This is a genomic window from Enterobacter sp. P82, assembly GCF_037053385.1.
Taxonomy (GTDB): Bacteria; Pseudomonadota; Gammaproteobacteria; order Enterobacterales; family Enterobacteriaceae; genus Enterobacter.
This window is the reverse complement of the sequence record NZ_JBALHX010000005.1, coordinates 121,290-135,963: the sequence shown is the minus strand read 5'-3', so window position 1 is coordinate 135,963 and position 14,674 is coordinate 121,290. Positions and strand designations below refer to the sequence as shown.

General features: G+C 50.6%; 15 protein-coding genes and 2 pseudogenes. 5 read left to right on the top strand and 12 right to left on the bottom strand.

Features of this window, described 5'->3' with window-relative positions:
• Positions 1-9 precede the first annotated feature (9 nt).
• Positions 10-804 (top strand): SDR family NAD(P)-dependent oxidoreductase, encoded by a 795-nt coding sequence (locus tag WB237_RS19365; RefSeq protein WP_336215690.1) that lies wholly within the window; start codon positions 10-12, stop codon positions 802-804.
• 5 nt (positions 805-809) lie between these two features.
• On the opposite strand, the gene WB237_RS19360 is transcribed toward WB237_RS19365, so the two are convergent.
• Positions 810-1,337, bottom strand: coding sequence for an NlpC/P60 family protein (locus WB237_RS19360; protein WP_442892521.1), 528 nt, complete (start codon positions 1,335-1,337; stop codon positions 810-812).
• Between the two features lie 239 nt (positions 1,338-1,576).
• On the opposite strand from WB237_RS19360, the gene WB237_RS19355 reads away from it, so the two are divergent.
• Positions 1,577-2,236, top strand: coding sequence for an HAD family hydrolase (locus WB237_RS19355; protein ID WP_114979299.1), 660 nt, complete (start codon positions 1,577-1,579; stop codon positions 2,234-2,236).
• Between the two features lie 43 nt (positions 2,237-2,279).
• Here the strand turns inward: WB237_RS19355 and WB237_RS19350 are convergent, their stop codons facing one another.
• The 3 genes from WB237_RS19350 to WB237_RS19340 form a co-directional block, all read right to left on the bottom strand.
• Positions 2,280-3,305 (bottom strand): TerC/Alx family metal homeostasis membrane protein, encoded by a 1,026-nt coding sequence (locus tag WB237_RS19350; protein WP_028018065.1) that lies wholly within the window; start codon positions 3,303-3,305, stop codon positions 2,280-2,282.
• A gap of 68 nt (positions 3,306-3,373) precedes the next feature.
• Positions 3,374-3,772 (bottom strand): potassium channel family protein, encoded by a 399-nt coding sequence (locus tag WB237_RS19345; protein WP_336215504.1) that lies wholly within the window; start codon positions 3,770-3,772, stop codon positions 3,374-3,376.
• Between the two features lie 250 nt (positions 3,773-4,022).
• Complete coding sequence (locus WB237_RS19340; protein WP_312742446.1) at positions 4,023-4,307, bottom strand: helix-turn-helix domain-containing protein; 285 nt, start codon at positions 4,305-4,307, stop codon at positions 4,023-4,025.
• Positions 4,308-4,827: 520 nt separating this feature from the next.
• On the opposite strand from WB237_RS19340, the gene WB237_RS19335 reads away from it, so the two are divergent.
• The 3 genes and pseudogenes from WB237_RS19335 to WB237_RS19325 all read left to right on the top strand — a co-directional run.
• A complete protein-coding gene (locus WB237_RS19335; RefSeq protein WP_312742141.1) occupies positions 4,828-5,367 on the top strand; it encodes a M14 family zinc carboxypeptidase in 540 nt (179 codons plus the stop codon).
• 98 nt (positions 5,368-5,465) lie between these two features.
• Complete coding sequence (locus tag WB237_RS19330; RefSeq protein ID WP_312742138.1) at positions 5,466-5,933, top strand: hypothetical protein; 468 nt, start codon at positions 5,466-5,468, stop codon at positions 5,931-5,933.
• 244 nt (positions 5,934-6,177) lie between these two features.
• Positions 6,178-6,381, top strand: a pseudogene (locus tag WB237_RS19325) (IS630 family transposase); the annotation flags it as partial.
• A gap of 124 nt (positions 6,382-6,505) precedes the next feature.
• On the opposite strand, the gene WB237_RS19320 reads toward WB237_RS19325, so the two are convergent.
• From WB237_RS19320 to WB237_RS19290, 8 genes and pseudogenes are all read right to left on the bottom strand, one after another.
• Positions 6,506-6,895, bottom strand: a complete 390-nt coding sequence (locus tag WB237_RS19320) for a YgiW/YdeI family stress tolerance OB fold protein (RefSeq protein ID WP_312742136.1) — start codon at positions 6,893-6,895, stop codon at positions 6,506-6,508.
• Between the two features lie 56 nt (positions 6,896-6,951).
• A pseudogene (locus WB237_RS23075) lies at positions 6,952-7,863 on the bottom strand (ATP-grasp fold amidoligase family protein).
• A 55-nt stretch (positions 7,864-7,918) separates the two neighbouring features.
• Entirely contained in the window at positions 7,919-8,191 is a 273-nt protein-coding gene (locus WB237_RS19315; protein ID WP_312742133.1) for a polymyxin B resistance protein pmrD, read from the bottom strand.
• 569 nt (positions 8,192-8,760) lie between these two features.
• Positions 8,761-9,078: a DUF5862 family protein gene (locus WB237_RS19310; RefSeq protein WP_312742131.1), complete on the bottom strand. Its 318-nt coding sequence runs from the start codon at positions 9,076-9,078 to the stop codon at positions 8,761-8,763.
• A gap of 112 nt (positions 9,079-9,190) precedes the next feature.
• Positions 9,191-9,496: a DUF5862 family protein gene (locus WB237_RS19305; protein ID WP_312742128.1), complete on the bottom strand. Its 306-nt coding sequence runs from the start codon at positions 9,494-9,496 to the stop codon at positions 9,191-9,193.
• A 758-nt stretch (positions 9,497-10,254) separates the two neighbouring features.
• Positions 10,255-11,283, bottom strand: a complete 1,029-nt coding sequence (locus WB237_RS19300) for a fimbrial protein (protein WP_336215496.1) — start codon at positions 11,281-11,283, stop codon at positions 10,255-10,257.
• Between the two features lie 29 nt (positions 11,284-11,312).
• Positions 11,313-13,835 (bottom strand): fimbria/pilus outer membrane usher protein, encoded by a 2,523-nt coding sequence (locus tag WB237_RS19295; protein ID WP_312742122.1) that lies wholly within the window; start codon positions 13,833-13,835, stop codon positions 11,313-11,315.
• 33 nt (positions 13,836-13,868) lie between these two features.
• The gene (locus WB237_RS19290) at positions 13,869-14,606 is read right to left on the bottom strand and encodes a fimbria/pilus periplasmic chaperone (RefSeq protein WP_336215492.1); all 738 of its coding nucleotides are present in this window, start codon (positions 14,604-14,606) and stop codon (positions 13,869-13,871) included.
• Between the last annotated feature and the right edge of the window lie 68 nt (positions 14,607-14,674).

The following is a 14,674-nucleotide window of genomic DNA, read 5'->3' as shown; positions in this document are numbered from 1 at the left end:
GAGTGGATGATGAAAATCGACTTTGCGGGGAAAGTGGCGCTGGTGACGGCCTCAACCGGCGGGATCGGGTTCGCTATTGCCAGAGGTCTGGCGGAAAGTGGTGCGGAAGTAATCGTCAATGGCCGTAGCACGGAATCGGTGAATAAAGGTATTCAACAGCTTCAGCAGGTCGTGCCTGGCGTACAGGTGCGTGCCGCGATTGCCGATCTCAGCACAGCAGAAGGGGTCGAATCGCTTGTGAAGGTCGCGGGCAACGTTGATATCCTGGTCAACAACGCCGGAATTTACGGACCGCAGGATTTCTATGCTACCGACGATGACATCTGGGAGCGTTACTGGCAGACCAACGTGATGTCCGGCGTACGCCTCTCCCGCGCCTTACTGCCGGGCATGGTGCAGAAAGGCTGGGGACGCGTGGTGTTTATTTCCTCCGAGTCGGCCTGCAATATCCCGGCGGATATGATCCACTACGGCGTGACCAAAACGGCGCAGCTTTCGCTGGCGCGCGGACTGGCGAAGTTCGTGGCGGGAAGTGGTGTGACGGTCAACAGCGTGTTGCCAGGGCCGACGATGTCTGACGGTTTCGCCGAAATGATGAAGGATGAAATCGAAAAAACTGGTAAATCGCTGGAACAGCTGGCGAAAGAGTTTGTGATGGCCAACCGCCCCAGCTCGGTTATCCAGCGCGCGGCCACGGTTGAAGAGGTGGCCAATATGGTGATTTATGTCTGTTCGACCCAGGCCTCCGCCACCTCGGGCGCGGCATTGCGCGTCGATGGCGGCGTCGTGGATGACATCATTTAATGTCGTCAGGCCGTACTGCCTGCGACCCGACGGGCAGTAATGTAGTGTTCTTGCCAGTAGTCATCCGTCAGGGTGGAGACCGTTACTCCCTGGCTACTTGAGGCGTGAATAAACTGACTATTGCCAATATAAACGCCTACGTGCTTGCGGTTTGGTCCCGTCTGGAAGAACACCAGGTCTCCTGCCTTCAGGCGATATTGCGCTACCTGTACACCGCGATGGATCTGTTCGCTCGTCGTGCGCGGTAAATTGAGGTGTGCCGCTTCGCTGAACAGATGTTGCATCAGTGCGGAGCAATCCACCCCGCGATGCGTGGTTCCGCCCCACTGATAGTGAGTCCCCTTCCACTTCTGGTATTGATCGAGGATGCGCGAGCGTAGCGGGCCTGTTTCCTGGTGAAACAGAGCCGATTTCGCTGGCGATACTGCAAATGCGCTGTTCATCGAGATCATGGATGCAGGCAGCTCAAAACTGAATGCGGAAAATGAAGCAAAACTTAACGTGAGGATTGAAATAAGCGATCTGAACGTCATATCAAAAAAGGATCTGAGAGTGAATTATTCCTTACCTGTGGGGGCCAATGTTCCCCCGAAAAATCTTTCAATGCGGCGATAATATAGACAGGGCATTTTTTAACCAATATTTATCGAGGCCAAAAATGGACTCACTTTCAGATCGCAAGATCGATAAAAAAATGGTTGTGATGTAAGGACTGTCCAGGTAAAGCAGGTAAACTGATCAACAGAATGTGTATTTCAGCTAAGACGTATTTATGACCAATATGATTGCCGACGAGACGGTGGCAAAATCCAACGTGCTCTCTGTCTTTGACTTTGATGGAACATTAACGCACCACGACAGCTTTATCCCTTTCCTGCGTTTTGCCTTTGGTAAACGTTACTTCGCGGGCCGCCTGGTGCGTATGGCGCTGCCAACGCTCCACTGCGTGCGCCGCAAGCTGACGCGCGATGAGCTGAAAGAAGTGCTGATTAAAACGTTCCTGACAGGCGTGGATGAACACTGGTTACGCCAGCAGGCGGAAGCCTTTTGTGAAAAATACTGGAACAAGCTGATGCGCCCGGAAGGGGTTCTGGCGGTGGCAGCTGAGGTGAACTCCGGTGCAGAAGTAACGATCTGTTCCGCGTCTCCTGCCCTGGTGCTACAGCCGTGGGCTGACAAACTCGGCATTAAGCTGATTGGCACACAGCTGGAAGTGAAAAACGGTAAGCTGACAGGACGTATCACGGGCAATAATTGCCGCTGTGCTCAGAAAGTGGCAAGGCTGGAAAAGGTGTATGGCGATCTCAACGCGTATCACCTGCGCGCCTGGGGAGACACTCGCGGCGATCACGAACTGCTGGCAGCCGCGCAGGATCCACACTGGCGACATTTCCATCACCCGCGTAAGCGCCGGAATTCACCGATTAAGTAGCCTTTTCTCCCTCTCCTGCATGGAGAGGGAGAAAAGCGGTGCATCAGGCCTCACGTTTCCCAGGGAACATCACACTCGCAATAATCCCCAACGCCAGCACGCCTAATACCACAAACAGACTGGCCGTCGCGCCAATGCTGTAACCATGATGCCAGAAGTGGTCGGTTGCATTCAGACCCAGCTTGAAAGCCACGAAGAACAGCAACAACACCACGGCTTTCTCAAGGTGCACCAGATACTGTTTCAGCGCTTCCAGTACGAAATAGAGCGTACGCAGGCCGAGAATGGCGAACATCATGGCGCTATAGATAATCAGCGGTTCGCGACTCACGGCAATAATCGCCGGGACCGAGTCAAACGCGAACATCACGTCAGAAAGCTCCACAACCGCCACGCAGAGCAGCAGTGGTGTTGCGTAGCGCTTCGCCTTCTTCACGCGTCCAACCATCACGTCCTGGTTTTCCGGTTTTTCAAGCTCAGCATCGACCTCTTTCTGGGTCAAAATAAAGGCATTGCTGCTGATTTTCGGCCAGACAGGATAGAAGCGTTTCACCAGGCGATAAGCGAGATGACCAGAGTAATCTTCCACTTCGTCACTCTCTTCATTGCGTTTGAGCATCATCACCGCTGTCCAGCCGACGACCAGCGCGAAAATCACTTCGACGTAAGGGCCAAGACTCAGCAGGCTGGTACCAATGGCTACGAAGATGCCACGGAATACAATCGCGCCGAGCACACCCCAGTAAAGTACGCGGTGACGATACTTATCCGGCACACCAAACCAGGCAAAAATGGCCATCATTACAAACAGGTTATCGACAGAAAGCACCTCTTCTAGCGCGTAACCCGTGAGGAACAGACTTGCCATCTCTGCGCCGTGATGAACATACAAGAATCCGGCGAACGCCATTGCCATCATGACCCAGAACAGGGACCACATGGCGGCACTTTTGAGCGAGATCGGTTTATCGTGACGGTGCATAAAGAGGTCGATAAACATCGCCCCAACGGCCATCACGACAAAGACAACAACAGTTTCCGTCGGGAAACCGAGATGAGCAGCAGACATACACAACACCATACAAACTGACATAAGCCAGTAACAGAAAAAGATCGTTACTTTAGCACACCCGTCGTTCAGGCGCTCATGCCACGCAAACGCTGCAGTACTGCCACCAGAACCGCCACAGACCAGCCCACCATTAGCGCGCCCACAAGCCCTTCCACACCGCCGATGAGCCGCCAGTGCTCAGGTAACGTGACGTCGCCGTAGCCGACAGTGGCGTAACTGACCAGTGAAAAGTAGAAACTGGTGTTCCAGTCATTAAATGCATCAATGACAAAATAAAACGCCGCAAATAGCCCGGCTTCAAGAAGATGGGCGAAAATCATGGAGATAACGATGCCGACATTACGTAAAACAATACGTACCGCAGAATCGACTTCTAACTTAATGAATTTTAAAACGACAAACATCCACAGTGAATGGATAACCACAGTAAGGCTAAGCAAAATAATAATGCTGAGTATCTGCATGACGTGTGCTCTGACCAAAAGGAATACGGCCCCGCGAACGCAGCGGGGCATCAGGTCGAAGCTTAGTTGAATGGACGGAAAAAGTTGGTGCAATAATTGCGGGGAGTGATTATTTCTCTTGTAGACCGACAATAAAGTTTGTAGCTTAGGCGATACTTTGACAAAAGTATTTGTAGCTTAGTGATATGTTACTTTACGTTCAACAACAGAGGTCTGTGACCGGGTGCCTTTCTTCTTCACCTGGTCGGTATTACCATATCTCCCGTCTGGCCGGATTGTCTTCGACGTCTCCTGAAGGGGCTGGAGTCGAGTGTTGTAATGACGATAGGGTAAGCTCAATCCCTAAAGCAGTGAACACTCTGAACAGACGCTCAAAACTGGCACTGGCTGGACTGGATTCGAGTCGTGCATAGGCCTGCTGTGTAACACCCAATCGTTGAGAAATCTCTTTCTGTGTGAGTCCATTCACTTTGCGAAAACCAATCAATATTGGACGTAACTGATTAAGGTGTTTTATCCGATAGGCTGTATTCATATGAGATAACCACTCTGCTTGCGCTTGACGCATGGTTCTGTAAACACATTTAACAACATATAGGGTGTTAAAACAAGAAAACAGCCTATACGTTGTTAAATGAGCATTTAGTGAACTTCTGGGTTGTTATTCGAAAGGTTTTGCGACTGGAGGAAAATCCTGTTACCCCGGTGCCTAAGTAAGTCTCAGTACGATTGTCTATGGAGCCTGGAAACAGACTGATTTTTGGATGAGATGGTATATCAGAAGTTTGAAAATCTTTGCCTTTCTCAAGCAACTATTCGTTCATATAATAACCGATAGTCAGGGAGTCTGGGAAAGTGTGCAGGGCAGAACGTGTATCATGCAGCCCAAAAAAGTATCAGTGCAAATGGATAATGTTATTTCATACTCTTTGGCTTTAAAGCGATACGGTTACGTTTGACCTGCAATCAACGGAGAAATTACGATATTCCCCCCGCTGTTGCATGATGTTATCCGCAGGGTCCCGGATATTTCAGCTTATCCCACCTTCGCGGAGATGACGGAAAATACTGCCCTGATGCACGCCCGTTATCCTGAACTCGTCACCGTAACAGAAGTAGGTATGTCTGCTCAGGGAATCCCCATCAATATGATATCCATCGGAAAAGGCCCCCTTTCCGCGCTGTTTGTGGATGCCCCGCATCCGAATGAAGTCATCGGATGTACTGTCATCGAGTATCTGATAACCCGTCTGTGCCAGGATACCGCGTTTCGCGAGGCATTACCTTTCCTGTGGCACTTTATCAAGGCGATTGAACCGGACACACTGCAACTTAATGAAGGGTGGTTCAGGTCACCGGGCAACCTGCAGCGTTACTACGAACAGTATTATCGCCCGCCCTTAAACCAACAGGCCGAGTATGCCTTCCCGTTTGCTGACAATGACTGGCTGAGTCGGCACCCGTTGCCGGAAAACATCGCATGGCAGAATGCCATCAGGCTGGCGCGGCCGGATTTTCTCTATTCCCTGCATAATTCGGAAGCGGGCGGCGTTTATTATGTCGCGTCGGGTTCTCCGGCGGGGCCGGGACACTGAAAGAAATATGTCATCAGAGTGGTCTGCCGCTCAATACGACAGGGGAAACAGAGCTCCGCGACAGCCAGTATGAACCGGGTCTGTTTCATTTTCCGGATATGAAAGCGTTGGTCGGTGTGCCCGCGGAAAATTATCCGGAAAACGGTTGTCGTCCGGTGGGCAATTCCAGTGCCGGCTACACTGCGACATCGGGAACATTTTCTATATTTACCGAAGTGCCTTACTGGAACAGCCCCCTTCTGGATAACAGGCAACTTACGCCATTCAGTATCAGGGATGTCGATGCTGAACTGGCCCCATTGCACGCACAGGTTGTTGTATTAGCAGAAAAAGTGCTGACGCTGAAGACCGATGAGGATGGACATGTTTCCATAAACTTGGGGCAAACCCTGCAGATGCACCATGAGCAGTTCGCTGCGTTTGCGCCGGAAGACCAGAATTCTGATAAAAAACTGAGCCTGGGTGCCAAAACCCGTCTCAGTATCAAAGGACGGCTCGAACGTCTCAGTACTTTGGATCTGATATGCAGACTTACCGGTGACAGCAGGCTTGCCACGGAATGCTGACAGATTCTGGCAGAGCAGTCAGCATACCTGGCAAACGCTGAAAAAATGACAGCAGTACCTGTGAAAAAACTCTGCCAGTTACAGATACAGGCGGGGCTGGAAACAATGGTTGCCCTGACAAAGTCCAGTTATGGTTACCAGACGTCCGACTGACTGTTTTTTTATTTGCAGTTAATTCGAGCAGAAAAATGGGATAAATGTGAGCTGGCGGGATTCCAAATGCAATTGGCTGCGGGACGGTACCCCACCCCTGCATATCCATGCCCCGCATAAAGATGAAAAGATGGCGGCAATCCATAAAGCACGGAATGAATGCAGCGCAGAACATCCGGTCTTTCATCAAGATGAAGTGGATATCCACCTCACCCCCAAAATCGGTGCGGACTGGCAGCTGCGCGGGCAGCTGAAACGCGTGGTCACACCGGAGCAGAATAATAAATATTATCTGAATGATTTTTTAACGTGACGCAGAATTCTGAACGCGCTCTACTCAAAATATGAATTATTCAACAAAGTCTTATGTAAACTCTCCTGACATGGACGATACCATGACAAGAGGGTTGTTCTATAAACTATTTCATAACATGGATGTTTTTTACGTCAATCTCGACGCTATTCCAGTCTTTGTCCACTTCCCCCTCAATACGAATTTTACTCTGCGGGGATGCGGTTTGCCCCATCCAGTATTTATCATCGATATCGACATAAACCGTGCCGGTCCCATCCTGGAATTCATAGAGTTCGTGGCCTACCTGCCGGGTAATGCGACCTTCCAGAACAACCCAGGCATCATCACGAAATGATTTGGCCTGCGCCACAGAGACGGAAGATGTGCCTAGCGTTGGTCCTTTAAATCCACTCTGAGAATAGGGTTGGCTGTCAGGGGATACAAAGCCTTGCTGCTGTGCAATAGCGCTAAAAGAAAGGCCAACACACAGCATTGCGAGAAGCGTTTTTTTCATTTTCATTTCCTTTAAACAATATAGGGTAAAGCGTGATAGTCCATCATCAGTTCGCATTATGAATGCGACTGATCAGAGGTAAAATTCCAGTGCACACCAAAGCGGGCGTCCCATTCGGCGGGAAAGAATTTTTCCCTACCGTTGCTCGGGGTAAAAGTGAATTCGCTGAAATATATTTTTTTGCGCGTAATATATAAATCAACCCTGCAATAATCGATTCCCTTGCTCAGTGACGTTGCAACCATCATGGCTTGGTCCAATTTTTTCGGTCTCGGTATTTCCGATGGTGTGTTTGATCGGCCGTTTAACCTGACTGGCTGAAGGTGCCATTCAGCGTCATAAATATTGGTGTAGTGATTCTTTTGGTCGTCGGTGTATTCCGCCTCAATATATAATGGCTCGGCGTTAAAACAGTGGAAGCGAAATATTTCCGGGCATAATCCATTATGCTCCATGCAACGACTGTCAATATATTGCTAGCAGAAAATTTTGGGTTTTATTCTTTTGTACTGCCACTCTCTGGTTTTGTAGTACATGTTCATTGTTAAATGGCAGGAAAGTTTCGCTTTCGCTTCCTGAACATTGAGCTGCTTCCTGTCAGTACAAATCACATAGCTTCCACTGTCATGGTTGCACTTGAGGACAAATCTGTCAGGGAAATCGAACGTGTCAATCTCGTTAACACTGTCGAATACGCCATGGATGACAGGTAGTATGTCGCGATGGCTTTGTTCAACATGCTCTCTCACCGTGAGCTTATCGGCTAACTGAGTGAACCGTTCATTCTGCTCGCGATTTATCATCCGGCATAAAATTTTCTCATTAAAGGTCTTTGGCGTCGACAAATCGGGTGAATAACCAAAGTCTGATTTAAATTTTTTCACCCGATAGCATTTGTCGCTGCGAAAATGATGCCTGAACGCGCGCAATAGGTATTTTAAATATTTATTTCTCCTTTGGAGTGTCATGGGGGGCTATCTCATTGTTAATATTTTTTCTTCCTGAGTACGATTCCAAACGAACTTAAATGGCATGCACGCTTAAATATCCTGACGTTGCCTGTAGCACCCGCCACTTTCCAGCTGAAAACTCGACGGCACTGATGGCTTTTATCGCCTGAGTTGCATCATTATTGATAAGATAGTTCGCATCTTTTGCCGGGTACAGTATATCTCCGGGACGCAAAGGCGTCTCTGATGAGACTTCCGCCACGATTTTTAACGGCCCGGCCTTAAGCACCAGACCGTACAGATCGGTTGTGGAAATATAAATAGACTCTGTGACTAACCATTCCATAAATAATCTTTTATACGTTAATTGAGTAATGTACCGATATCCACCGCATGGGGTTCACTTAAGGTGGAGAGAATAAAAAACATCAATGACAGGAAAAATAGCATTATAAGAACGGTGGCCTCTGAGGAGGATTTTTTTGCCATTAGTCTGTTCTCATTCATCATGTGGTTAACGATGAATAGATACTAACCTGTTGAATAAACAAAAAAGATAGGATGACTCTTTTTATGACATAGGATTAATCCAAGGGTTCGATAAGAGCAGATATTACGGGCCGTTACACGGCCCGCAACAATAGTACGGATGCCGCAGGTAGATTCACTTCGCGAAAACCCCGGGAGCCTGAGAGTCAAATATCTGGATTGGTATCTGAAGCGACCACGGGTGTCGGTTGCAAAACTCAGGCACTACAGTGGAGGTGCTGTGGTACATCACTATTATGACCGCCGTATGCAACAGTAACTGGCAGCAGGTGCTAACCCATGAAGAGATAGTCGGGTTTTGTATCAGCCACGTACCGGTGAAACAATCGCAAAGCAGCCTTGAGACAGGTAACTATCTCTCAGTTTTTAGCCTACGCTTCCCTGGCCAAATTGCTGACGGTAATCAGCCAGCAACGCTGTTGTTTTCTCGTAACCCAGAATGATGCCCGAGACAAAACCAAGAGTACCGCCCATAATCGTCGGCACAATCAATCCGACCAACTGCGAAAGCGCGCCGAAGCCGAATCCACCCGCACCGCCATACTTGCCACCGATGGACATCCCTGTCGCCATTCCGTCCAGACTATTAGAGAAAATTTGGTCCATGCGCTTGAAAAATTCTGGGGAAAAAGCAGCAACACCGCCGCTTACTGCACTCATTTCATTTAATGCTAATTCTCTCATGATTATTTCCTTTATTATGCATGTTGTGAAAAAAAAGAGGGGTGAATTATCAACTGTCGTTAATATCAAACGACAGGATAAAACCCCCTCTTTTATTATTAATCAGCAATGATTAGCCGATAGTACCGCCGTGGTTAACGTTACCCGGACCGAAGGTGCGACGATAATCAGCAATGATTGAACTGACGGTCTGGGTATTAGTGATTCCACCGACAACGACGCCGAAAAAGCCGCCCATTATTGTAGGCACGATCAGGCCAACCAACTGCGAGAGTGCACCGAAGCCGAAGCCACCTGCGCCGCCCCACTTACCGCCAATAGCCATACCGGTAGCCGCGCCATCGACCAAGCCGTAAAGAGCACCAATCAGATCGCCACCTGCAACGTTTGATAATTCGGTATTAGATAATTCACGCATGATTTCTTTCCTTGTATGTTAGTTTTCTTAGCCACTGTTTCAGGAGCATAAATTAATCATTTGATGCTGAAGTGGTGACAGGGATTCTAATCATCACCTGCAGTGAGGAATATAGTAAAATTGTTATTTTACGGTTCTGATGGGCTATGAAATTGTTATTCATACTGCAAATGTGATCTTCGTAACTAAATGGCTAAATAATATTTAGCACAGCCTCATTATAGTGCGAAACTCTATATCTGCTAGGTATCGGCGATACACTTTAAAAGGTGCGTTAACAGGGGGTGTGCTGCCAAAAAACTAATCCGTAATGGATATAGATATGCGAAAAAAAGCGGGGTGCTCGAGCTTCGTGAATGTAACCTCTGCGGCAATCGGTTGTGCTTTATCGGCGCAGATACACTGAACGAGATGGCCAGAAAAAAATAACTTCAGGAGCACACAACATGCTCAAAGCCGTATGAAAAAACGGTTCTCAGGATAGATACATCGGAAGCTGAATTTTACTATAGTTGGTATGAACTCCAGACATTTTTATCGACAACCTTCATGCTCATTTTAAAACAATTATTCATTTTCTGATTATGAACTATTGCCGTAACCACAAATTACATTCTTAACGTCGTTAATCATGTATCACGCATACTAAAACTCCATTATATTTAAATACTGTTGATTCCTGAGAGGGGATAAAAAGGGGGACTGGCTTACCGGTAAAGCAAGCCAGTGACGTTGATTCCCTCCGGATGGCGGAAAAATTATTGATACGAAATGGTGTACGTCATCGAGCTGTTCGCACTGCCTGGCGTGACGCGGGCCGCCGTCTGGTAATAACGGGCGGAGAACGGCACATTGATCAGACTCGCGCTGACGGGGAACGCTCCGACTTGCCACGGAGTGGCAAAGCTGACAGGCGTGCCGCTTGCACCCTGTAACACCTGCACGCCGACGCCGCTTGCGACACCGCTCGCACCGCTATTGGTTAGCGCCAGTACGCCCTGATTCGCCAGGCCGCTTACCGGGGTACCGTCCAGCTGCATCATTACCTTAAAGGCACCGGACACTGCGGTATCGCAACTCAGATTGATCGCGAAGTCTTTGGCCTGCGATGTACTACCCACGCCGGAACCAAACCCGCTGCTGCCGCTGATACCGACACTGCCCAGCGAGACGTCAAAGGATGCAGGCGTTGGGACTTTACAGGTCTCCGCCAGATAACCGATCGTATTCGCACCGCGTAGGTAAAAGATGGCCTTGTCGCTGGTTTGCATCGTGGAGCCCACGCTGCCGATCGTCATATTTGCACTCGCTGTTCCCGGAGAGGTGGTCCCGGTCGTACCTGTTTTCACGATCTCAACGGTGACAGGATCCAGTGAGACCTCCTGCCAGAACGAGGATGCCAACCCCAGAAAGGCAGAACGATCTGACACCATCACCCCGGTGGAGATATTGGCGGCAGTACTGTTACGGTTACCCTTATAGGTAACAAACAGCGTCAGCCCGCCACCTAACGCCGTACTGAGGTTCGGACGTGAAAAGTAAGCCGTTTCAGCCGAGCCGGTTGCGGTGGTCAGGCTGCATCGGGCTTTTAAGCCAGTAAACGTCTGGCTAAACAGGGTGGTGCCAACGGGCGTACCTGGCGTCACTTTAACCCGGTTGCTGATATCAACAAGTGTGGCTGAACCGTCGCCATTAGCGCATTTGAGCGCTGCCTGTGCGGGGAGACAGAACACCCCCAGTAGGTAAAAAGCGGGGCAGAACCGCGTCGTTTTCGTGATGCTTTTCATCAGTAATGCTCCTGAGACAGGCAAGTTCATTAGGGGGCCTCGCAGCGGGCGGTGAGGCGTTCAAAGGCCGCACCCGCTGATTTTTGCGACGGCAGCGTAATGCTCAGGCGACAGCCTTTACCTTTCTGCGTCACGCTAAGGTGTACGCTGTCGGCGGGCAGGCGAGCATAAATCAGGTTCCCCTGGCCGACCGTACCCACAAACTGGCCTTTTTCATCCACCACCTCTGCGCCAAAGGTCAGCTCATCACCCTCCACATGGATCAGGACGGCGCGTCCGCTGACGGTGGGGTAGTCCAGCCGGACGATGGCACCTTCGCGCGGAACGGCCTGCTGGCTGGTGGTTTGCAGTTCAACGTCCGCGGGTAGCCCTTTGGTATCAATGGCAATGTCATTCACCTGATAGGTATTCAGATAGGGCACAATGGCATAGCCGCGATCGTCCAGACGGATACCCGAGTACCCCACCACGCGTGAACCTCCCGCGTCCGGGGCGTGAATAACGGCCAGCGTGTTGCTTTCATACGGGCTGAGCGTCAGGCCGCCGCGGTGCGCCACCAGGGAACCACTCATGCTGGCAGAACTTGAGTGGTAGTTGTCGCCCTGGCTGTATGTTCCGCCAAGATTGGTATATGGCGAACGGTATCCCGCAGACAGGTTAGCGCTGGTCTGGTTTTGACGATCGTACGTTGCGCCAACGTTGTAGCTGTACTGGTTATCTTCTCCGAGCAGGCCATTGAGGCTACTTTGGCTGTTAAAGCCATTGCCGTCATGGCCCATGCTAAGACTGAGGCTCGGAGCATGGGCGCTGGTGCCTAACGGCATGCTCATGCTCAGCAGATATTGGGTCTCTTCCTGATTATCGACATTACGGATGCGCCCGATGCTCAGGGTGTAAGAGAGACGTTTCAGGTTGTTGCTATAGCCAAACTGGTACTGCCGGTCTGTTGTGGTGCGTTGCCAGTAGTTCTGCTGATAGCCGGAGAAGAAGACTTGCCCCCAGCCCTGCGCCAGCCCCTGGCTGAGCGTCAGTGAGAAGCGGTTGCGCGGACGCCATAGGGTATCTTTATTCCCGCTGTCGTAGCCACGATCCGTATACTGCAGCGCGTTACTCAGGTTCAGGTAGCCGGACGAGGAGAAACGATAGGCGGCGAGCGACAAATTGCTCTCTGTCGCACTGAACATTTTATTGTACGTGACGCCCCAGCTGGTGCCCTGGCTGCTCCGGTTATTGCCTGAGGCTTTTGCACCCGTGACATCCAGCGCCAGCGCGCCGACAGGGGTATTAAACGCCGTGCCAAGCATCGCGGCTTTATAATGGTCACTTCCCAGTACGCCGCCATAGCCGGTTAACAGGTTGCTCAGACCGTGCTGTAACGTCGCCTGCATAACTTTGGGCGTATAGCTGAGATGCTGATCCTGTATCGTTCCTGCAACCATGTTGTAGCGCGTCATTCCCGGGCGCAGCAGTTGGGCAACAGAAGAGTAGGGGACGCTGAAGGTGTTGATACGACCATCCGCCTCTTCTACCTGAACGTTAAGATCGCCACCGTAACCCGTCGGGTAGAGATCGTTAATCACGAACGGACCCGGCGGCACGACGGTGTCGTACAGCAGGACGTTATTTTGCCGGATCGTCACGCGGGCGTTGGTCTGCGCCACGCCGGTCACCGTTGGCGCATAGGCGCGAAGCGAGTTGGGCAACATGCGATCGTCCGTCGCCAGCTGCACGCCGCGAAACGCGAAGCTGTCGAACAGCTCGCCAGAGGTATAGCTATCGCCCAGCGTTAATCGCGCGCGCAGCGCGGTAATATCATGCTGGAGAAAATTCCGGGTCGCTTTGTAGGTGGAGCCCTGCTGGTGGTCCCAGTTCAGATTGCCGGTATGCCGGAACATCCAGCCACCCACATTCAGACCGCCATTCAGGCCGACATAGCCGGATTTTTGCGTGTTGCCTGAGCGTTCAGTCTGATAATAGTTGGCGTTATATCCCAGCAGCATCGCGTGTTCCCCGTCGTCCCACAGGGTGGGGTCGACATAGCCACGCGCATTACGTGAGAGCATCTCCTGCGGCAGGGCGACATCCAGACGCAGATCGGCCGTGTTCAGCCGCAGGCTGCCCTGGCGTGTAAGCTGATCCAGGGTGACGCATTGAGCCGGATCGTTTAACTGCTGCAACACCAGGGTGTTAACCCCTTGTGCGTCGCGATTAAACATGAGTTTATTCAGCAGCGTATTATTCAGGCAAACGGCAGGGGCACCGTCCTTCATTCGTACCTGCACCGTGTCACGATCGATAACCTGACCGTTGAGATAGAGATCCACACGGTAGTCGCCAGGCAGCAGGGGATTACCCCGCTCATAGCGGCTGAGATCGACATCCTCTCCCAGTACTGAATTGAGAAAATCGGGGTTAAACGTGGCCGCCAGCGCCATATCATGACGTTCTGCATTTTCTGCGGCGAGTACCGACGCGGACGTGCCGAATAACAGGCAACAGGATGTCGTGACGGCGGAGAGATATCCCCGTTGTGTAATTGATTTTATTTTCATAATTTCCCCAACTTCCCTGAACGGAAGCGCTGATTACTTCACGTTAACCTGTTGTGTGGTTTCCCCGCCGAAATCATTAATTGCGGTATATGTGATTGGGGTGCCGGACGTAATACGGCTGCCTGACGCATTCATGTTGAAAACATGTGTTTTGCCGGGGGCGATCATGGCGCCTTCTGTTGCACTGAGCTTACGCTTACCCTCACTGGCCGTGATGGACGCGATATTAACGTAATACGGGCTTGCATTAGTGGCTTGCAGCCCTTCACCGGTCGCGTTCCAGCGCAGTGCGGTTATGGCATTTGCGGCACCGTCGGCATCCAGAGTGCCAGGACGGAAGAAAATTTTAATGCGGGTGCGTAACGCCATTTGCAGGCGGTTTTCATCCTGCTGTTTGACGTTCTGCGGGGGAATATCCAGCATGTTCAGCCAAAAAACGGACTCTTTGTCACTGGGTAATGCGTTGTCGCCGGTATAACTCAGTCGCAGCGTCTGGCCGTTGTGCGCCTCAATACGTGAAATGACAGGTGTGGCCACAAAGGGCACTTTTAACAGGCTGACAGGGGTATCTTTATTACCGTCATCTACCCACACCTGTACCAGCGCAGGTAATTCCCCACGGTTATCAAGACGGACAGAAACTTCTCGTTCGGTGGCGGGATAAATAATCCGCGTACCCGAGATCACCACATTTGCGATGGTAGGTGGAGAAATGAAAGAAAATGCCATAAGCAATAGTGCTAATGGGCGGGAAATATAATGGCTCATCATCTTTTCAATTCCATGGCGCGGATAACGTGATGTGTTTAAATAAAGGGGCCAGAAGCTGGCTCCTTTAT